At 36.0% G+C, this 19,962-nt stretch carries 18 protein-coding genes; 8 read left to right on the top strand and 10 right to left on the bottom strand.

From position 1 onward, the window contains the following. Window positions 1–10: 10 nt before the first annotated feature. From thiM to tenA, 4 genes are read left to right on the top strand one after another with little or no spacing between them, the layout of a single operon-like run. Window positions 11–808 (top strand): hydroxyethylthiazole kinase, encoded by a 798-nt coding sequence (gene thiM / locus K1X16_RS10030; RefSeq protein WP_225036016.1) that lies wholly within the window; start codon window positions 11–13, stop codon window positions 806–808. Next, complete coding sequence (thiE, locus tag K1X16_RS10025; protein ID WP_225036014.1) at window positions 805–1,440, top strand: thiamine phosphate synthase; 636 nt, start codon at window positions 805–807, stop codon at window positions 1,438–1,440. Before thiM ends, thiE begins: the two co-directional genes overlap by 4 nt. Beyond that, on the top strand, window positions 1,437–2,270 hold the full coding sequence (thiD, locus tag K1X16_RS10020; protein WP_225036013.1) for a bifunctional hydroxymethylpyrimidine kinase/phosphomethylpyrimidine kinase: 834 nt from the start codon (window positions 1,437–1,439) through the stop codon (window positions 2,268–2,270). The genes thiE and thiD overlap by 4 nt, the downstream gene beginning before the upstream one ends. Beyond that, window positions 2,257–2,913, top strand: coding sequence for a thiaminase II (tenA, locus tag K1X16_RS10015; protein WP_225036012.1), 657 nt, complete (start codon window positions 2,257–2,259; stop codon window positions 2,911–2,913). The genes thiD and tenA overlap by 14 nt, the downstream gene beginning before the upstream one ends. 22 nt (window positions 2,914–2,935) lie before the next feature. Here the strand turns inward: tenA and K1X16_RS10010 are convergent, their stop codons facing one another. From K1X16_RS10010 to K1X16_RS09980, 7 genes are all read right to left on the bottom strand, one after another. Further along, window positions 2,936–3,319: a VOC family protein gene (locus K1X16_RS10010; protein WP_225036010.1), complete on the bottom strand. Its 384-nt coding sequence runs from the start codon at window positions 3,317–3,319 to the stop codon at window positions 2,936–2,938. A gap of 75 nt (window positions 3,320–3,394) precedes the next feature. After that, window positions 3,395–3,910 (bottom strand): Crp/Fnr family transcriptional regulator, encoded by a 516-nt coding sequence (locus K1X16_RS10005; protein ID WP_317196432.1) that lies wholly within the window; start codon window positions 3,908–3,910, stop codon window positions 3,395–3,397. A gap of 321 nt (window positions 3,911–4,231) precedes the next feature. Next, a complete protein-coding gene (locus K1X16_RS10000) occupies window positions 4,232–6,016 on the bottom strand; it encodes a PQQ-binding-like beta-propeller repeat protein (protein ID WP_225036008.1) in 1,785 nt (594 codons plus the stop codon). A 4-nt stretch (window positions 6,017–6,020) separates the two neighbouring features. Beyond that, a complete protein-coding gene (locus K1X16_RS09995; RefSeq protein WP_225036006.1) occupies window positions 6,021–6,455 on the bottom strand; it encodes a lipocalin family protein in 435 nt (144 codons plus the stop codon). A 35-nt stretch (window positions 6,456–6,490) separates the two neighbouring features. Beyond that, window positions 6,491–7,042 (bottom strand): hypothetical protein, encoded by a 552-nt coding sequence (locus K1X16_RS09990; RefSeq protein ID WP_225036004.1) that lies wholly within the window; start codon window positions 7,040–7,042, stop codon window positions 6,491–6,493. Between the two features lie 264 nt (window positions 7,043–7,306). Beyond that, window positions 7,307–7,894, bottom strand: a complete 588-nt coding sequence (locus K1X16_RS09985; RefSeq protein ID WP_225036001.1) for a hypothetical protein — start codon at window positions 7,892–7,894, stop codon at window positions 7,307–7,309. A 122-nt stretch (window positions 7,895–8,016) separates the two neighbouring features. After that, window positions 8,017–9,279 (bottom strand): hypothetical protein, encoded by a 1,263-nt coding sequence (locus K1X16_RS09980; protein WP_225035999.1) that lies wholly within the window; start codon window positions 9,277–9,279, stop codon window positions 8,017–8,019. A gap of 189 nt (window positions 9,280–9,468) precedes the next feature. Here K1X16_RS09980 and K1X16_RS09975 point away from each other — a divergent pair, with 189 nt between their 5' ends. Then, window positions 9,469–10,014 (top strand): RNA polymerase sigma factor, encoded by a 546-nt coding sequence (locus K1X16_RS09975; protein WP_225035997.1) that lies wholly within the window; start codon window positions 9,469–9,471, stop codon window positions 10,012–10,014. Continuing rightward, window positions 10,007–10,720 carry a tetratricopeptide repeat protein gene (locus K1X16_RS09970; RefSeq protein ID WP_225035996.1) on the top strand — a complete coding sequence of 238 codons (714 nt, stop codon included), beginning with the start codon at window positions 10,007–10,009 and terminating at the stop codon, window positions 10,718–10,720. Before K1X16_RS09975 ends, K1X16_RS09970 begins: the two co-directional genes overlap by 8 nt. Here the strand turns inward: K1X16_RS09970 and K1X16_RS09965 are convergent. From K1X16_RS09965 to K1X16_RS09955, 3 genes are all read right to left on the bottom strand, one after another. Continuing rightward, a complete protein-coding gene (locus K1X16_RS09965; RefSeq protein WP_225035995.1) occupies window positions 10,712–13,708 on the bottom strand; it encodes a CHAT domain-containing protein in 2,997 nt (998 codons plus the stop codon). The two genes, K1X16_RS09970 and K1X16_RS09965, sit on opposite strands and share 9 nt — an antisense overlap. Before the next feature lie 223 nt (window positions 13,709–13,931). Then, complete coding sequence (locus K1X16_RS09960) at window positions 13,932–14,285, bottom strand: hypothetical protein (RefSeq protein ID WP_225035994.1); 354 nt, start codon at window positions 14,283–14,285, stop codon at window positions 13,932–13,934. 31 nt (window positions 14,286–14,316) lie between these two features. Continuing rightward, the gene (locus tag K1X16_RS09955) at window positions 14,317–15,696 is read right to left on the bottom strand and encodes a DUF2130 domain-containing protein (protein ID WP_225035993.1); all 1,380 of its coding nucleotides are present in this window, start codon (window positions 15,694–15,696) and stop codon (window positions 14,317–14,319) included. A 533-nt stretch (window positions 15,697–16,229) separates the two neighbouring features. Here K1X16_RS09955 and K1X16_RS09950 point away from each other — a divergent pair. Both K1X16_RS09950 and K1X16_RS09945 read left to right on the top strand, forming a co-directional pair. Next, window positions 16,230–17,552, top strand: a complete 1,323-nt coding sequence (locus tag K1X16_RS09950; RefSeq protein WP_225035992.1) for a sugar MFS transporter — start codon at window positions 16,230–16,232, stop codon at window positions 17,550–17,552. 296 nt (window positions 17,553–17,848) lie between these two features. After that, a complete protein-coding gene (locus tag K1X16_RS09945) occupies window positions 17,849–19,948 on the top strand; it encodes a bifunctional aldolase/short-chain dehydrogenase (RefSeq protein WP_225035990.1) in 2,100 nt (699 codons plus the stop codon). The last annotated feature ends 14 nt before the right edge of the window (window positions 19,949–19,962 follow it).

Below are 19,962 nucleotides of genomic sequence, written 5' to 3'. Positions count from 1 at the left end.
ATAGATCACAATGGAAAAATCACTTTGGAAACATATTCAATCGGTTAAAAAACAATCTCCTCTAGTCCATAACATCACCAATTACGTGGTAATGAATACTACCGCTAATGCATTGCTAGCTGTAGGAGCTTCACCTGTTATGGCTCATGCTAAAGCTGAAATTAAAGATATGGCAGGCATTGCAAATGCTATATTAATTAATATCGGCACATTAGACGAATATTGGTCTGAAGCCATGCTGATGGCTGCAGAAACTGCCCATTCACTTAACAAGCCATGGGTACTTGACCCGGTAGGTGCAGGTGCGACACCATACAGAGATGAAATAATTCAACAATTATTACAATTTCGCCCCACGGTAATTAGAGGTAATGCATCTGAAATTTTAGCCTTATCAAAATCCAACACCGCTGCGACCAAAGGTGTAGACAGCACCGCCTCGAGTAATGCTGCCATTGATGAAGCACGCAAATTGGTGGAGCAGTATGGTTCTGTAGTTTGTATTTCGGGCGAAACAGATGTCATTCTAGATGCTAACAAGCAAATATTATTAAAGAACGGCCATGCTATGATGACTAAGGTGACTGGCTTGGGCTGCACAGCTTCAGCACTAATTGCCGCTTTTGCAGCCGCCGTAAATGATAAGACAGCAGCTACTACCGCTGCCATGGCTTTACTAGGAATAGCGGGAGAGCTTTCTGAAAAACAATCCTCAGGTCCAGGCAGTTTACAAATGCATATATTGGACAAGCTTTATACTATCACGGAAACTGAGTTTAACGCTCATCTAAACATTTCCATATCGTGAAAACACCGTCCACTTTTCCATATCAACTTTATCTCGTTATTTCCCAAGCAGATTGCAAAGGTCAAGATTTTCTAGATGTAGCAGAGCAAGCTATTTTGGGAGGTGTAGATGTTATTCAATTAAGGGAAAAGAATGATACACTGGAAACGTTTGTTCATAAAGCCACGCAATTAAAAGCATTAACCGATAAGTATCGTATTCCCCTAATCATCAACGATAATCTTGAAGTTGCCCAAAAAGTTGATGCCATAGGTATACATGTCGGTAACACGGATATGAATCCCTCAGTAATTAGAAATCAATGGTCTACCTCCAAATATATAGGCTATTCTGTAGAGTATCTTAAGCAGCTTGAAACCGCTCAAGTGGCCTTTTCTGATTACTTAGGCATTAGTCCTGTTTTTAGAACACCAACCAAGACGGATACTGTCACCGAATGGGGACTTGACGGTATTAGAACCATTAAGCAACTTACAGATAAACCTTTGGTTGCGATAGGGAGTATTAACCTCGGCAATGTAAAATCGATAATAGAAGCCGGTGCGGACTGTGTTGCCGTGGTTTCCGCTATATGCAATGCACATGACCCTCAAAAAGCCGCATTTGAATTAAAAACTGAAATCTTAAGATGAAGACTCATAAATACCCATCTGTATTAACCATCGCCGGATTTGATGGTAGTGGCGGAGCAGGAATCCAAGCCGATATTAAAACCATTTCCGCATTGGGCTGTTATGCCACCTCTGTATTAACGGCTTTGCCTGTGCAAAACACTCAAGGTGTAAAAAACATATTTTCTATACCTATAGCAGCCGTAGCCGAACAACTTAACGCCATTATGGAAGACATTGTTCCAGATGCCATAAAAATTGGTATGGTACACACCCCAGAACTTGTTGAGGTTATTGTAGAAAAATTGGAAAAACACAAAGGGATTCCTATTGTATTTGACCCTGTGATGGTCGCTACAAGCGGGCATCGACTTATTGAAGAAAAGACAATAAGCACCATCATTGAAAAGCTGTTGCCTATGGCAGACCTCATTACCCCTAACATGGACGAAGCGGCTATTCTTTCAAAAGTAAACGTAGAGACCTTAAACGATATGACGTTGGCCGGAGAACGTATAAAGAAATTAAACTGTAAACATATTTTATTAAAAGGTGGTCATCAACAAACAGAGGTGATTACATCACTGTATTTAGACGCATCGGATACCAGTCATTCTTTTGAATTTAATAAAATTAAAACCCACAACACTCATGGTTCTGGTTGCACATTGTCGTCAGCCATAGCTTCATATCTCGCTATAGGAAAAAGTATGTACGAAGCGGTGGCTCTTGGACAGCAATATGTCTATAATGCTATAAAACACGGTGCTGACACTAAAACAGGACAAGGCAACGGTCCTTTAAATCATTTTTTTAACCCTCAAATACTTATTAAGAATGAAATGGTCTGAAAACACGTGGCAATCTATTGATGAGATTTTTAAGTCTATTATAGATATGCCCTTTGTAAACGAATTAGCAGACGGCAGTCTACCCCTGGATAAATTTCAGTTTTATATGCTACAAGATTCCTATTATCTAGAGCATTTTGGAAGAGCCCTTGCCATAATTAGCTCTAAAGCCAACACTGTTGAAGATACTTTAGCCTATCTGCGCTTTGCGGAAAATGCTCTTGTTGTAGAAAAAGCCCTACATGAATCTTATTTTGAAACCTTTGGATTGGAGGATAAAGGAATCATACAACCTGCTTGTCATCATTATACTCATTTTCTAAAAAGCACAGCAGCACTAGAGCCTGTTGAGGTTGCCATGGCTGCAACACTACCATGTTTTTGGATATATAAAAAAGTCGGAGACTATATAATTACCAATTATAAATCTGAGAATAATCCTTTTAAGGAATGGATTGCTACCTATGGAGGAGACGATTTTGCTAAAGCGGTAAAAAATGCGATAACTATATGTGATAAAGCTGCCGCAAATACAACACCCTCTATACGACAAAGTATGACTGAAGCCTTCATTACCGCATCTCGTATGGAATATCAGTTTTGGGATGCAGCTTATAACATAAAAACATGGGACCAATTCTAATTTTCCGCGTGTGCTTTTCTTTTTATTTCAATGAATGAAAACCAATTGAATTTCCTTCGGTATCCATAACAACAGAAATAAAACCGTGTTCGCCTATAGCCATTTTTGATTGAAGAATTTTACCTCCATTTTTTTCTACGCGAGACTCTGGCTCTTTACAATCTTTACAACCAAAGTACACCATACTACCATTGGCAGATGGCTCTGCGCCTTCCATTTTTACCAAAGCTCCAGCAGCTCCGTAATTTTCCATATCGCTAGGAAAGCTTTTCATCGTTAAATCATCTGATGTTGGATCTTTTAGATCTTCTAAGGTTATTTCTAATACGGCTTCATAAAAAGTAGCAGCTCTATTAAGGTCGTTTACATTAATTTCGAACCATACTACAGGATTGTGATTTTTCATGATAATCAAATTTTAATTATGAGTCTCACAAATTTCAAGAAATGTGCGCACTAAAAACTTGTCATAAGGCAAGTTTTATTTCGAACTTGAAATTTCTTTTCTAATTCTACTCAAAGAGGTGTCTGTAATACCAAGATAGGTCGCAATATATTTAAGCGGAACTGCTTTAATAACCTGAGGTTTGACTTTCATCAGTTCTAAATAGCGCTGAGAGGCACTTTGGGTATGCATGTTTACGGCTCGATTTTTTGCTTCAAAAAGTTGGCTCGTCATCCACATTCTGCCCCATTCTGTAAATCCTACAATGGAAGTAAACAGTTTTTGAAACGTATTAAAATCAATTTCCCATACTTCTCCATCCGTAAGTGCTTGCAATGTCTCTTTTGATGGCACTCGAAGGAATATAGATGCCACTTCAATTAAAATGTCGCTAGAGCCAAAAAAATCAGTAGTGATTTCATTTCCGTTATAATCCACAATATACGACCTAAACACCCCTTTTTCGATTAAGTAATAGGCATTGCTCGTTTTTCCTGCCTGTAGAACAACCTCATTTTTTTTTAAATGTGATTTTTTTATGTGCTTGAGCACTAGTTTTTAAATCGTCCTTACTCATAGCAGGATGTTGGTATATTTTTTCAAAAAAGGAATCGAGCATTATGCTATAATTTCTTTAAAAATACGCAAAATGAAGGTGTTACCACCTAAGATTTCTTTTTTTACAGGAAGACCTTAGTTAAAACTATAAGATTATAGTTGTGATTTATTGGCAGCTCGTTTAATTTCGATTCCAAATACTGATCCCTATTTTTAAGCGCTGTAGGAAACCTAGCTTTGACACCTTAATTGGTTATAATTTTTTAGATCCTTGCGACTATTACAATTGTAGCGCCATTGACTTTTAAAACCCATCTATCTTATAACATCCACAATGTTTCCTTTACACCTCGCAAGGCTCTTTCCGGATGAGCTAAAAGATATAAGGTCCGTTTTATTGAAAGAAGTCGCTTCTAGGATGTTACCCTTTTGAGTATCTACACGCTTAAATTTCTTGTTTTCTAACAACCAGAGTTCATCTTCGGTTGCAGCAAAACTTTTTAAATTCTTAGTAGAAATGGTTCCGGTTATATTTCCGCTAGTGTCTATTAAACCTACTCCTTTAGTACCAAACACAAGCAGTCCATTAGGATAAAACTCGCTAAATTTTATAGTCCCTATTCCTAAGTCTTTCGTAGAGAGGTACGATAATTCTTCTCCTGTTTTTGCATTAAAAACATAGATTCCTTTGGATACAATATCTACTAGTTGGTTGTTATTTTTATCAATCATAAATGGATTGAATTGTTTAGAAATATCAGCGCTATTTTTAGCCTTATCAGTTTCAAAAATAGTTTCACCGGTACGTACGTCTATTGCTTTGATTATAGTGCGATTTAAATTACCTCTTGCTTTTACATAAAAAATATCCTCGAACATGTCATCTTGAAGGGTTGTCCATTGTGCCCCTAACACATTGTGCACCTGAGTATCAATTTTATCTTGGTGAATATCAATAATCATATACCCTTTTTTACCTCCAATTCCCCATACGCCTTTTTTATTGAACATTGTAAAATAGCACAGTTTACCATCTTCGTTAAAATGAAGTTGACGAGGAATTAATCGATTGTATTTATTTGAAGTCTCCTTTGAATTGCCAAAATCTCCACCTACTGCTTTGTCCAATGCCATTAAACCTCTCAGTCCTTTAGATACATTTTGGGCAGTAGACAAGCCTTTTTTTACATGGCCATCGCGTTCTTTTCCGGTCTGTAAATCAATAAGTGTAAGTTGTAAATACGGAAGTACTAAAGTATTATCTACAACAGTGGCATAGTTAGGGATGAAGTCTCCAGAATATTCTACAGTCCACATTAGTTTGCCTGAATTGCCATCTACTGCCACTACTTCGGGTGTGGTGGTTAGTAAGTCTAACCCTCCTTCCGTTGCTGGTATCGTAATTGCTAGCAACTTGTCGGTTTCGGCATTATATAATACCTCGCCTATACCTCCTTTAAAATTCTCTTGTGTCCAAAGGATGGTTCCTTTTCGAATATCAATTAAACTCAAGCCATTTTTTCCATTTATGATGATGGCATTTTTTTCAGGAATATAGTTAATTAATCTATCAAGAAAGCGATCTTTGGTAAAGAGGTTATTGGCACCAGAGGCTGCATCTCGTGTAGTGGTTTTATGCACTCCCTCACCTACGGCTCCAGTGGCGTGCGCGTTTATAACCGTTTCGGCTACGCTAACTCCAATATCTAATTGGTCACTTTCCCAAATTAGAGAACCATCGTTGAGGCTAAATGCCTTGATTTCTGTTTTCTTATGCTGATAATCTACAGTCATAAAAACCGCTTCGTTGCCAAAGAGAAAATAGCCACTTCCTGTTGGGATAGTTACTTTATTTAAAAAGCGGCCAATTTTGAATTTATATCTGCCTTCTAACACCTTGCTATTGGTCGTTGTATTCCAAACTGAATAGCGATTTACGTTTTCGGCAATCATATATTGGTCGTCATATGAAAAGTCAATAAACTCAGGAGAAAATCCAAGGTCAAACTGAGTCGATTTCATCACACTTTGACCGAAAACAAATGATAGTGACAAAAATGTAAGACCTATAATATGTAGTATTCTTATTCTAAAATTCATATAATTATTGTTTTTTATATACAACGTACATTCGATTTTCTGATTTTGGCCGAACTTGGACACCAACAGTCATTTTGTCGTCTTCTATACTATGTATAAGCCAATTTATACTTCGGTCTCCCTTAGAAAGTGTTAAAGTATCCCCATTCAACTCCCACTCAAAAGTGTTTTCTTTGGCTTCACAATCTTGATTATATCTTACTTCTTTTGCAACATGCTCTTCAGTAAATACGCTGTGGTTTGGTTTACAATCTGGGTTCGCTTGTTTATGGGGAGCCAACCAGCCTTCGCCGTTATCTCCCATTAATGTCCCTTGAATTTCCCAAGTCCCTATAAGTTGCTTTTCATATGGCGACTGTGCAACACCCTTATACGAGGCCATCGCAAACACCAAAAGACAAAGCTTTATTATGTTTCTGTTTTTATTTAAAGTTTCCATTTTTTATTAAGATTTGTGACATTAAAAGCCTGTTTTTAAGGTGCTGCAATCGTAATGGTTCCTGAACCTGATACGATTTCATCATTTAAAGAATTAGAGAAAGTCCCTTCAAAGTGAAGTGTAAAAGAAGCGATTTGATTATCCTCACCATAAACGTTGACAGAATGTTCTTCAAAGTTTTCTAAGGTTGCTGAATATTGTTGCGCTGTATAAATTTTTTCTGAATTCCATGGTTTAATTCTAATACCCGTAGGGTTAAACGTTGTATTGGGTTGATTTTGTGTATCAAGAATAAACGCTACTCCTAAGTTAACTTTCTGTGTTTCATTAAGTAGTATAGCTAGATGCTTCTGATTTGTATCTTCATCAGTATTGATAAATGAAGCATAATAAAATGTATCTCCCGTATATTTTGGTAGTTCTCCTGTAAATGTTTCTCCGTTTTCTAGAGTGATGTTGTAGGTATGGTGTTCTGTAGAACTTAGATTGGGATCACTGTTTCCATTGTCATCACTATTGCAAGAAAAAAGAAAAAGTGAAACAATTAAAATTGTTGTAACAAAATATGTTTGTTTAAAGATTTTCATAGGTTTTAAGTTTTATTTAAATTTTGAAGAAAACCGGCAAGCAATAGACTAATTCAACACAGGAATGCCTGCCGTTTATCTTTCTTTTTATGTTTGGTGAAGTTCCCGGACTCTACTATTGGCGTTGTTTATGTTTTGCTTAAAAAACGGTATAATTACTTACCCACATAGCACAAACTAAAAACGTATGTAGATGCAACGTTTGTAGTACCACCTTACGATGTTCTTCTTGTTATTTTCTGTGAGGTCGTTTCCGTTTTAGCGTTACCAAAAAGAATTCTCTGGTGCCACAAATTGTCCGTTGGTTACAGTGATTTTTTCTCCTTCAGGATTATAAGCCTCAAAACTGAACGTACCTTTAATGACGTCATCTGTATTGCTTACTATTGTTAGCGTACCGTTTATCTCGGAGTTATTGCCACCAAAATGTGTACCTGAGTCGGTCATTTCATCTGTATGCATAGAGATCGTAGCATTAAAAGCATCTTGATTATAAGTGTTTGTTAGTCCTTGAACAATGGGATACTCACCTGGTTCTGGTAAGGCCAATGTTTCGTTAGAGTTTTGTTCAATAGAGATTCTCCATATATTATCATCTAATACAATGGCTTCATCAAGTGAAATCTTAAGGTATTTAATATTGTATTGGTTATTGAGGTGATAGACAACCTCCCCTTCCATTGCGGTGTTTTCAAAATCTGATACATCAAAAGCAATACGACCATCATTCACCGTTATAGTGGTATCTGAATTATTGTTACCATTGGCGTCATCGTCTTTACTACAAGAATAAATAAAAAGTGATGCGACTATAAGTAATGCATAAATGGGTGTGTGTTTAAAAAAATTCATAGGTTTTAAGTTTTGGCCTCTTTTGAGGATTTTATATATTAAAATTGGATTAAAAGATTGATTTAAATTTACGGTAAGCACTACGCTGATTTGTTTAGAATAGGAGTGCTTACCGTATATCATTATTCTGGTAAACAATATATTTCTCCTGCTACATTATCAAACGTAACATTAGATACGGTGACGTTGTCAAAATCGTAACCTGTTCCGTCATAGAACGCACAATTTTGCAAATCCTTAAAAATGGTATTAGACACCGTTAGATATGGTTTTGCCCACATATATATGGCTCCTGTATTTTCGATATTGCCTACTGGAAAATCTCCTTTTGCTTTTTCAATTATCGCATGGTCAATACTGCTCATTTCATCGGTATAGCCCCAATAAATACCTCCCCAACTTTCGTCATTATAAGGTTTTAGGTGTACCGGATCTGACGCTGTTCCTTGTATTTTAAAGCTTGTACTTTGCGTAGGTAACATCGGGGAAAATTGTAAATATGCGCCAGGTTTAAATAGCATCTCTACACCTGCCTCAATGACTAAATGACCATCTTTTTTACCATGAACCCTACCCTCTACCAAATATGGCACGTCTAATTTTTGCCATGTAACTGATTGCTCTTCAATCTCATAATAAGATGTTGTGACATTTAGAAAGTCTCTTGCGTTACCTGCATACGAAGATGTATTATTAAAAATATGAGCCATCTCTGCAGTAACTTTTACCGGTACATCTGCATTTCCTGTAATAACTAAGTTTGAAGTCTCTACATTAAAGTCTTTAGTAACGCCGTGATAGTCTAATCCGACACTACCACCATGGCTTATTTCCACATGGTTTAGTGTTAGTGCTTGAGGATCAGTTCCCGAAACTCCTCTTAGTGCCAAACTTCCTTCATAAATAGGAGAGGTAGTGGTGAGGTTCTGCGAGCCTGCATATTCAATTATAGTATGCTCTATGAGGTTATTGGGATTGTGAGCATCAGCGAAAAATACACCTCGCCAATAGCCATTTTGCTCAGATGTGCCCGTTAAGATAACTGGATCCGTTGCAGTTCCCTTTATTTCAAATAAATTATCATCGAGATTCACATATAGTCCAGCATGATTTTCAAAAGCAATTACCACACCGGGTTCAATTTTTAAGCTTCCCTCTACACTTGACCAGCAACTAATGACATAATCTAACGGACGTTGTAAATCGTTGGTTAGCACTCTGTCTTCATTAAAATAGTCACAATCCAACATAATGGGAGGTAACTCTACTAATGTGTCATCGCCTTGGTCATTAACTGCGTCGTCGTCGCTGCTACATGCAAATAACATTAGTCCCGTAACCACAAGCGTTGCTAATCTAGAAGATTTTCTAAAATATCTTTTCATAATTCTAATTTTGATTTAAGGTTTGCCTATTTATACTTTTAGAAAAGAGAAGTAAACATGAAAAGGAAAAAAATATTAAAGTTTTTTAATACGCACCTTAACTTATAGACAAGCCAAGCGGGTTAATTATGTGCCTCTACTAAAAAAGTTTACCTTTGTAAGGTTTACTTTTTCATCAATGACGCATTAATGGTTAAAGATCAGTATTTAGTTGATAAGCTTAAGCAAAATGATTTGAAGGCTTTAGATAGCATCTATCTTACATATAAAGAAGAGTTTTTTTTATTTGCTCGTACATTTTCTATCGCTTCAGAAGATATTTCAGATCTTTATCAGGAGACTATTATAGCTTTATATGAAAATGTCCAAAGTCAAAAATTAGAACGCTTAAGTAGTTCTTTAAAAACCTATTTATTTGCTATTGGGAAGTTTAAAATCTACAAGCATTTAAAAAAGAGTAAAAAGATTTATCACGAAGAAAATATTATTCATGTTTCTGAAGAAATGAAGGTCTTTGAAACAGAAACAGCGGACGAACAACAGTTAGTATTGCGAAAATCTTGGAAAGAACTAGGAGATAAATGTCAACAAATTTTAGATCTCTATTACTATAAAGGTATGGTCTTAGACGACATACAAAGCACTTTAAAGTACTCATCAAAAGATGTGCTAAAAAGCCAAAAATCAAGATGCCTAAAACAGCTGAAAGCATTAGTGAGAAAAAGATATGAATAAGGAAGAGTTAATAGAAAAATACTTCAGTCATCAACTCTCTGAAAAAGAATTTGAGCAATTGCAACACTATTTGCAAGACGATGCCGAATTGCGGAATGAGTTTTATCAGGAACTGAACATTAAATCTGCCATTGCACAAGAAAAGCACGATGTTTTAAAGGGTAGATTACAAAACCTTGATAAAAAGCCCTCGGGCATACCTCAATGGTATTTATATGCTGCTGCGATTGCGATTTTTGTTGCAATTGGTTCGCTCTTTATTGATACAACATCCAATGATTACCATACCTTATATACAGAAAATTTTGAGGTTTATCCCAACGTCATAGATTTAAACACTCGAAGTGATGTGCCATTAGAGCGTGCCGAAAGTTCAGCTTTTGCCCTTTATGACGACAAAAAATTTAACGAAGCTGCAATCACTTTCCATGAGCTCTATGCGACTAATGAAAAGGATTATTTTAAGTTCTATGAAGGGGTTAGCCTTTTGGCAAACCATAAAATTTCTGAAGGTATTACTGTTTTAGAAAGTTATGCATGGGAGGCGAATGAAAGCAATTTTTCTATACCTGCTTTTTGGTATTTAGGATTGAGTTATATGAAACTGGAAAACGTATCAGAATCTGAAAAGTGGCTTACGAAAGTTGCACACTCTGAAAGCCAATTAAGCGCGTCTGCACAACAATTAATCGAAACCTTAAATTGATGCTTCTCTTTGCTTATGACGTCTGTAGAAAAACGCAGCTAATCCCAAAATAAGTCCAGTAGCCAACAGCATATACTTTATCCAATTATCATTACCTGTTACTACGGGAAGGGTATCACCATTTACAACAAAACCGGCCCAATAATAAGGGTGTGATTTCATAGGGTTATTTTGCATAAAATCTCTTTTAGCATAAGCTAAAGCCTTCGTTTTATCTTTCCCACCTTTTAGATAGTGATAAAAAGACACCATTATTTCTGAAGTCTCTTCATCTGGGACGGCCCATAAACTATAGACACTCGATCGCACTCCAGAATACGTTAAAGCTCGCGATAAACTAAGTAAGCCTTCACCGTTAGATAATTTACCTACACCAGTATTACAGGCACTCAACACCACTAACTCGGCAGGAAAATACATGTTGTATAGCGCAGAGAAATTAAAGAAATCGTTATTATGAAAAACCAGACTTGATTTGGTATGCTCGTTTTCATTTAAAACAGCGTGCATGGCCAAATGGTAAATTTTATAGGCATTTGTATGGTTCATAAAGTTGTCAATGGAAGCTTTATCATCTAAAAACAAATCGCCTTCAAACGTGGCTGAAATATTTTTAGCTTCATTTCTGGCTCCTTGTATTTCTTTAAACCTATGGTCTCGTAAATTTACTTGATCGTTATTATTTGATTCATATTGCGGTGCAAATGCAACGAGTAAGTTTTTATCGCCTTTAGATTGATTTGGGTTTGTCTTAAGAAAATACCATAATGCCAAGGAATTTGCATATTGAATTTTATGCGAATTTAAAAGTAAAGCAGTCTTATTTTCAAGCACTTCAAACGGCAAATAATGTAAAACATCATCAGGTATAATGGTAAGGGTTTTATAGCGAGCAACCTCGTCTTCCAAAGGTTGTATTAATTGCGAATACAGTTCCCGCGCCTGCGACACTGTATTCTTTTGCGGGTTTTGCAAAGCCCTATTAAATTTATCTAGTTTTGCCTTTAGTGTGTCTGTTTCTGATAACTGAAATAATTGAACGCCATTCTTCGAAATACCTATGGCATAAGCGAACTCAAAACCTAAAAAATATTTTATGAGCAACTCATCTTCAGAAAGGTGATTCTGTACCTTTTTCAGACGTATTTCTTCTTTATAAAAAGACTGAAGAAATGGATGCTCGGCAGCTAAAGTTGCATCTATTTTTGCTATTGCATCTTGAAGCTCTTGTGGTGTTGTCTTTTCAGTTTTGTTTTCCTGAAAATTTTCAAGCTGAAATTTCAATAAGTTATGTTGGTCTAGTAAACTATCTTCTACAGCTATAAATTGAAAATGCTTCCGTTCAAACTCATTTCTCAATACTTGCGAATTATTACCTTCTATCTTAGCAAGTATCGTTCCCGACAACGGTATTTTTAAAGCTTGATGCATTTCATAAATACCTTCATTAATAGCCTTATTATAAAAATTTAAGTTGGTATTATATTCCCCATTTTGATAGTACAAACCAAAAACTTCAGCAGCCAACTCATAGAGATATTTGGCTTGTTGAGCATCTGCTTCTTGTTGGGTTTTGTAAAACATTTCCTTGTAAAAAGCTGCCGAATTTTTAACTGCCATAACAAAAAAAGAGCTGTGGTGCTGTTCAAAAATTTCAATCGTTATATCTTCTACTGAGTTCACCTCTTTTTTAGCCAAAACTGTTAAAGCTTTACGTATGGTTTTATTGGCCTCTTGTAGCTGGTTTAGTTGCACTTGCAAGTTCCCCTTTTTAATCAAAATATTAACTACGTTTACCATTCCGATAGGCGTGGTATTGTTTATATCCAACGATTTATCTAGATAAGTAATTGCTGCTTTATATTGCTTATTTTGAGTCGCTAATTTTGCTAAACTGCTATTGGTTAGCATCTCATAGTAGGGTTGTTGATACTTTTGTGAAATCTGTAAGGCACGTTGGAGTGTTACATTAGCATTTTGATCTAATTTTTCTAGAACATACGCATCGCCCAACTCAATTAATGTCGCTAAGTAATGATGGCTGAATTGTTGTTTTTCTTTTGCAGATAACGCAGAAAAAAAGGACGTGAACTGCGCTAATTGCTGTTCTGCTTTAGTCAACTGCTCAGAAAAGGTATAATAAATTACACTTAACCTAAATTTACTAACCCTATTGGCAACTTGCCGCTTCGTATTTGGCAGCTTATTTAAGGTGGAAAACAACGCTTCTGCCTTACTCGCATCACCATATTCTATATACATCTTCATCATGTTCCCATAAAGGGTTATAAGATATGACGGGTCAATATCTCTATCTTTTTCCCAATATTCTTTAGCTTTTTCATAGCTTTTTAGACGTTCAGAAAAAAAACCTATATGTTTATAAACGGTAGCTAAATTGTTATAAGCCAAACCTAAATCAAAATTTTTATCGGCTTCAAATGTTTTATAACTTGCAATAGATTGTTGATATAGGTCAATTGCGTCGGTGTAATTCTTTAAGCGGTCATTAATATATCCTAAGTCGTAAATGTAATCTGCTTGTACTTCTTTATCTACTCTTGTATTCATAAAAGCCAAGCCCTCAGTTCCTTTTTCTAGCGCAGCTTGCCAGTTGCCCGAATAGGCTAACGAATGGTATATACGGCTAAACAAGGTTACTTTATAGGTGTCTTCAGCAGAAGTTTCATATGTCCCTAAAGCGTCTTGCGCCTGTTGATATAAAACGATAGCTTTTGCATATTTTTCTTGCTCCTCTTCTAAAAGACCTTTGCAGTAAAATTGTTTACTTTGAATTAAGTGAAACAACTCATTAATTTTGGGTGTTTTTTGTTGCAATTCTTCTATAACCTCATAAGCCTGTTTGTATGCTTTTTCTGATACTAAGCTATCCACTTTTTTCAGTGTTGTGTGACTAGTAGTATTTTGAAAAGCGAATAGACTTTGGGTAAAAAGACCAATAAGGAGTAGGGAAAGTTTTGTTTTCATATATAACATTTAAGCCTTAGTAAACACCAAGAATTTATAGCTAACAATAAAACAAATATAAAAATACAGGTTTATTAACTCTCAAATTTGCAAATGATTATGAAAAATATATTAATAAAATAGAACCTAGTTTATTAAACTCATAGCTCTATTTAAACCTAGCGCTAACCCTATTGTACTTTTACAGCTCTAGGATTGGGTGGTGATGATAACTGTTATTAGTTTACCATTCTAAAACTTCTCGTTTTAACCGTGATTTATCTAAATCAAAAACCATACTGCTAAAATGACAATGAAAATAGTTGTTAAAAAGCGTCCAACTTATTTCTGGCCATTCGTTTTTATCCGTACACATTTCGGTGAGCTCATTCTCAAAAATGGTTTTCCAATAGTTCTTCAATGCCTCTTTTGGTTCTTCAAAATATAAATAGGACTCTAAGAGGTAACTGTTGTACTCAACTACACTATTTGGAGTCATAGGATCGTCCTCTGGAAAGACTTTGTTAACCCAATCGTAAAAAGGTTGTTTTCCTACAATGATTACGGCGGTTCTATTTATGTTTGGAAAGGTTGTCATTTACTTAAGGATTTAATTAGGGCTTGTGCGCCTATTGGTTTTCAAATTTTTGTTTCATTGTGGGATTGCCACGCGTCAACTTTTTAATGGTTAAGTCTTCAGCTTTGTTGTTGGCCAAACGCAGATTATTTACTGAGGACAGCAAATTATCTTTGGTTTTTTGCAGGTGGTTCATGGTTTTATCAATCTCTTTAATAGCTTCCCCAAATTGACGACTAGCCAAATCGTAGTTTCTTGCAAAACCAGTTTTAAAATCGTTTATTTTTTCTTCAAAATTAGTGATATCTACATTTTGATTCCGCATGAGTGTTAGTTCGGCTTTGTACTGTAATGATTTCATGCCTGCATTACGCAACAAGGATATGATAGGGATAAAAAACTGCGGACGTACCACGTACATTTTGTCGTATTTGTAAGAGACGTCTACAATCCCTGTGTTGTAAAATTCGTTATCGGCTTCTAATAAGGACACTAATACGGCATATTCGCAGCCTTTTGCTTTTCGGTCTTTGTCTAGTTTGGCAAAGAAATCTTCGTTTTTCTTTTTGGTTGCGGTTTGGTCGTTTTCGTTTTTCATTTCGAACATAATAGAAATGACTTCGTTGCCATTTATATCTTGTTCTTTGTAAATATAATCGCCTTTGGTACCGCCAGAGGCATCATTATCTTTTTCGAAATAGGCATTTTGAAAGGCGGTTGCTCGTAATTTATTGAATTCGGTTTCGCAGTGCTGCTCTAGTGTTTCGCCAATCATTTTGGTGGATAGCTTTTGCTTGTAATCTTTAAGGCGTTCTATTTCCTCTTCTTTTAGTTTTAAGGCCTCATCTTTGTGTTCTAATTTATTTTTGAATTGTTCTACTAAAGACTTTTCTAAAAGTTCTTTTTCGGTGTCTTTGCTCTTTAAATCGTTTTTGAGCTGGTCTCTTTCTTTTTCTACCTCTCTAACGGCTGTAGACAGTTCTAATGTTTTTTGGATGTTGGTGTTTTCTATTTTAGCTTCTAAGGCTTTTATTTCGGCTTCTTTTTTAGATAATGCTTCAGCCGCATCCTTAACTGCATTAGATAATTCTAATGATTTCTGGGTTTCTGAATTCTGGATTTTAGATTGTAAGTCTTGAATGAGTTTCTCTTTTTTAGAGACCTCATCGACCAATTGCGCTTTACTTTTATGGGTTAACTCTTCTATTTCGCGCTGTTTTTGAGCTAATTGGCCTTGAAACTCATTTTTTAATTCCGCGGCTTTTAATTGAATGGCTGCTTGCTTTTCTCTTTGAGCGACTTCTAAACGGTTGTTGACTTCCTCTTGAAATTGTTGGTCGCGCACTTGTTTTACAATGTCTGTATACACCGAATCGTCTACTTTAAAAACTTCTTTACAGTTGGGACATTTTACCTCAGCGTTTTTACTCATAATGTTTATTTTATAATTCCTTATTAAAGGGGGTATTAGGTTTGTGATGCTTATGTCTATAATACCACTTCTGTTTTAATATTCTTGCTTCTTTTATACGAATAGTACAAAAGTAAAGTCTAAAATGGATAAAACCCTAAGCATTGTGAACGTATTATTATTTCCTTTTAGTAGCTCTATTTGAAAGCGATTTTTTTGTTTAGTAGTGGCACTTCTAATGGTTGAGACTTCTCGACTGCGCTCGAAGTGACAGCTTCTGCAAATTGTTTTACTATCAGTTTAAGTTGCTGTTTTACTACAGATACCTGATATAGTGCCATTAGTAACTTTAGTTTATTGAAAACTTAAAAATAAGTATAACTATTGTTATTTGAATACTGATTTCCGTAATTACTTTTAAAAGCTAATGTATTATTATAGAAAAAAGGCCTTTTACACTTTTTTAGTGTAAGAGTTTTTTTGTGTTTTAAAGATTTTGAAAGAAAATATAATATCTTGGCAGTAGAAACAAATGACCTTAACACTAGCTAAACATGAAAGCGACTATTTCACAACCTAAACACAGCACCTTAGTTCCTATACTAATTATTGCAGGCTTATTCTTTATTTTTGGTTTCGTTACATGGATTAATGGTGCTTTAATCCCTTTTATGAAAACCATAAACGAGCTAACAGATGCACAGTCATATTTGGTGGCATCGGCATCTTATATATCGTTTGTAGTGATGGCCTTGCCAGCGTCTTATATTATAAATAAAATAGGATTTAAAAAAGGCATGTCTTTAGGTTTAGCCATTATGGCCATAGGTGCTTTGGTTTTTATTCCTGCGGCTAATGCGAGAACTTATTGGATGTTTTTAGCCGGAATTTTTATACAAGGGATGGGAATGACCTTATTGCAAACGGCATCTAACCCATATATTACTATACTTGGTCCTATAGAAAGTGCCGCAAAGCGTATTGCTATTATGGGTATTGCGAATAAAGTCGCAGGAGCCCTTGGTTCGGTTATTTTTGGTGCCATTTTATTGTCGGGAATCGACGATATGAAAGCCCAATTAAGCACTGTAGATGCCGCCGAAAAAGCAAGTATCTTAAACACCATGGCAGATAGTGTTATCACACCATACATTATTATGGCTGTTGTGTTATTTATACTAGGTATTTTAATACGAAAAGCTCCGTTACCAAATGTAGAGCCCGAACCTATAGAGGTTCCAAAAGATGGTGAAAAATCTAAAACCTCTATTTTTCAATTCCCGCATTTATGGTTAGGCGTTTTAGCGCTATTTCTTTATGTTGGTGTTGAGGTTATCGCTGGAGATACTATTATAGCTTATGGGATAGCCTTGGATATTCCTGCTGAAACGGCTAAATTTTTCACCTTGTTTACTTTAATGGCTATGGTAGGCACATACGCCCTGGGTGTCTTTTTAATCCCAAAATATATAAGTCAGGCATTGGCACTAAAACTAAGTGCTGTATTAGGCATTGTATTATCGTTTTGTATTGTGTTTACCACTGGATTTACGTCTGTTCTTTTTGTTTCGGCATTAGGAATCGCGAACGCTTTAGTTTGGCCTGCCATTTGGCCTTTAGCATTAACAGGCTTAGGGAAGTTTACAGAAACGGCTTCTGCCTTATTGATTATGGCTATTTCAGGTGGTGCTATTCTACCTCCTTTATATGGAGCTATTGTCGATCATAAAAAAGAGGAACTTATAACCAATGGAATTTTGGAAACATCTGCCATAGCTGAAGCTTCATCTTTTGGCTATTGGATCTTATTACCTTGCTATGTCGTTATTCTATATTATGCTTTTTATGGGCATAAGCTTGGTCTGAAGAAGAAATAGGATTGGTTTGGTGTGCTTGTTTTAGAACTGTGATTGCTCAGCTTTGGTTATCTACTTTTTAAAGGTGCAGGAGAATTTAATCTGACTAAGGAATAATAAGCCCTTCCACATTACACTTTTTTATAAGATATCAAATTTTATACAATCTGATTAATTACTTGTTTTATTTGTCTTTTATGATATGACAGCGCCTGTTTACCTTAGGTTTAGTGGGCTATTTATGTATTTTTGAGAGGAGTCGAAGTTTATTATACACGTATAAATCGACACTTTTTTAACATATAAAACCCACTAACATGTCAATAAAAAATTACCGTTATGTAGATTATCTATGGGACGACACTAAAGTAGAAAAGATAAAAAATGATGAAGTCGCACTATTCTTATATCGCTCTAACATCTTAGGTCGTGATCTAAGAATTACCAATTACGGAGGAGGAAATACAAGCTGCAAAACTATTGAGAAAGACCCTTTAACAAATAAAGATGTTGAAGTTATGTGGGTAAAAGGATCTGGAGGAGATATTGGCACTCTGACAAGAAGCGGAATCGCAGGCTTGTACACCGATCGCTTAAGAGATTTAAAAAAAGTATACAGAGGTGTTGCCTATGAAGACGAAATGGTGGCGCTTTTCAATCACTGTATTTTTGATTTGGATAGCAAAGCACCATCAATTGACACTCCGCTTCATGGATTGTTACCCTTTAAACATATTGATCATTTACATCCTGATGCTTTAATTGCCGTAGCTGCTGCAAAAGACAGTGAAAAAGTAACCAAAGAAATTTGGGGCGACACCATGGGTTGGGTGCCTTGGAAAAAACCAGGTTTTGAATTGGGTTTAATGCTCGAAAAATGTTTAGCAGACAACCCAGGCATTCGAGGTATTGTTTTAGGTTCCCATGGTTTATTCACTTGGGGAGATACCTCATACGAATGCTATATCAACAGTTTAGAAGTCATAGAGATGGCATCTGCTTATATCGAAAACAAAATTTCTGAAAATGGAGAGGTTTTTGGCGGCCAAACAGTTGAAAGTCTTCCCAAAGAAGAACGCCTAGAAAAAGCAGCTGTATTGGCACCAATACTGAGAGGCTTATGTGCCTCAGAAAACAGAATGATTGGCCATTTCACAGATGACGACAAAGTTTTAGACTTTATAAATAGTAAAGATCTACAGCGATTGGCCCCCATGGGAACATCATGTCCAGACCACTTCTTAAGAACCAAAATTCAACCATTAGTACTCAATTTAAGTCCTTCTGAAGATGTAAATAACACCGAACTCATTTTTGAAAAATTAGAGCCGGCATTTGATAACTACAGAAAGGAATATGAAGCTTATTACGAGACTTGTAAAAACGACACAAGTCCTGCAATACGAGATGCAAACCCAGTCATTATTTTGTATCCAGGTATTGGCATGTTCAGTTTTGCAAAAAATAAACAAACAGCTCGTGTAGCAAGTGAGTTTTATATAAACGCCATTAACGTAATGCGTGGTGCTGAAGCCATTTCAGAATACACATCATTGCCTAGACAAGAAGCCTTTGATATTGAATATTGGTTATTGGAAGAAGCTAAACTACAACGCATGCCAAAAGAGCAATCATTGTCTAGAAAAGTAGCCTTAATTACAGGTGCTGGTGGAGGTATTGGTAAAGCTATTGCCGATAAGTTAGCAGCAGAAGGTGCCAATGTTGTACTTACAGATTTATCAGAAGACCGACTAAAAGAAGCCATCACAACCTATAAAAACGATACCGCAATTTATGTTCAAGGAGATGTCACAGACAGCAAATCTATCGCCAACACCTATAAGCAGGCTTGTTTAGCCTTTGGTGGTGTAGATATCGTAGTGCACAGTGCTGGTTTAGCGATTTCAAAACCATTAGAAGAAACCACGGATAAAGATTGGGATATTCTGCAAAATGTATTGGTTAAAGGTCAATTTGAATTAGCAAAACAAGCCGTTACAATTTTCAAAAAACAAAAATTAGGTGGCGATATTGTAAATATAGCGAGCAAAAACGGTCTCGTTTCAGGGCCTAACAATGTAGGTTATGGTACAGCAAAAGCCGCACAACAACACATGTCTAGATTATTAGCTGCTGAATTAGGAACTGATAAAATAAGAGTGAATGTTGTGAACCCAGATGGTGTTATTGTGGGTAGTAAAATATGGGAAGGCGAATGGGCAAAAGGACGCGCTGAAGCCTATGGCATTACAGTTGAAGAATTGCCTGCACATTATGCCAAAAGAAATTTGTTAAACGAAATAATTTATCCTGCTGATATTGCAAATGGCGTATTTTCTTTAGTTGCTATTTTAGATAAAAGCACAGGAAACATTATTAATGTAGACGGAGGGATGGCAAATGCCTTTGTACGATAATCAATCTTTGAAAC

The organism is Winogradskyella sp. SM1960, from assembly GCF_020179375.1.
Lineage (GTDB): Bacteria > Bacteroidota > Bacteroidia > Flavobacteriales > Flavobacteriaceae > Winogradskyella > Winogradskyella marina.
Note: the sequence above shows the minus strand (reverse complement) of the source record. Positions and strands in the feature narration are given on the sequence as shown.

Excerpts from the sequence above, each read along its gene's own strand:
- thiM (WP_225036016.1), top strand. The coding sequence starts at position 11 with ATGGAAAAATCACTTTGGAAACATATTCAATCGGTTAAAAAACAATCT.
- thiD (WP_225036013.1), top strand. The coding sequence starts at position 1,437 with ATGAAGACTCATAAATACCCATCTGTATTAACCATCGCCGGATTTGAT.
- tenA (WP_225036012.1), top strand. The coding sequence starts at position 2,257 with ATGAAATGGTCTGAAAACACGTGGCAATCTATTGATGAGATTTTTAAG.
- K1X16_RS10010 (WP_225036010.1), bottom strand. The coding sequence starts at position 3,319 with ATGAAAAATCACAATCCTGTAGTATGGTTCGAAATTAATGTAAACGAC.
- K1X16_RS10000 (WP_225036008.1), bottom strand. The coding sequence starts at position 6,016 with ATGAATTTTAGAATAAGAATACTACATATTATAGGTCTTACATTTTTG.
- K1X16_RS09995 (WP_225036006.1), bottom strand. The coding sequence starts at position 6,455 with ATGGAAACTTTAAATAAAAACAGAAACATAATAAAGCTTTGTCTTTTG.
- K1X16_RS09990 (WP_225036004.1), bottom strand. The coding sequence starts at position 7,042 with ATGAAAATCTTTAAACAAACATATTTTGTTACAACAATTTTAATTGTT.
- K1X16_RS09985 (WP_225036001.1), bottom strand. The coding sequence starts at position 7,894 with ATGAATTTTTTTAAACACACACCCATTTATGCATTACTTATAGTCGCA.
- K1X16_RS09980 (WP_225035999.1), bottom strand. The coding sequence starts at position 9,279 with ATGAAAAGATATTTTAGAAAATCTTCTAGATTAGCAACGCTTGTGGTT.
- K1X16_RS09975 (WP_225035997.1), top strand. The coding sequence starts at position 9,469 with ATGGTTAAAGATCAGTATTTAGTTGATAAGCTTAAGCAAAATGATTTG.
- K1X16_RS09970 (WP_225035996.1), top strand. The coding sequence starts at position 10,007 with ATGAATAAGGAAGAGTTAATAGAAAAATACTTCAGTCATCAACTCTCT.
- K1X16_RS09965 (WP_225035995.1), bottom strand. The coding sequence starts at position 13,708 with ATGAAAACAAAACTTTCCCTACTCCTTATTGGTCTTTTTACCCAAAGT.
- K1X16_RS09960 (WP_225035994.1), bottom strand. The coding sequence starts at position 14,285 with ATGACAACCTTTCCAAACATAAATAGAACCGCCGTAATCATTGTAGGA.
- K1X16_RS09955 (WP_225035993.1), bottom strand. The coding sequence starts at position 15,696 with ATGAGTAAAAACGCTGAGGTAAAATGTCCCAACTGTAAAGAAGTTTTT.
- K1X16_RS09950 (WP_225035992.1), top strand. The coding sequence starts at position 16,230 with ATGAAAGCGACTATTTCACAACCTAAACACAGCACCTTAGTTCCTATA.
- K1X16_RS09945 (WP_225035990.1), top strand. The coding sequence starts at position 17,849 with ATGTCAATAAAAAATTACCGTTATGTAGATTATCTATGGGACGACACT.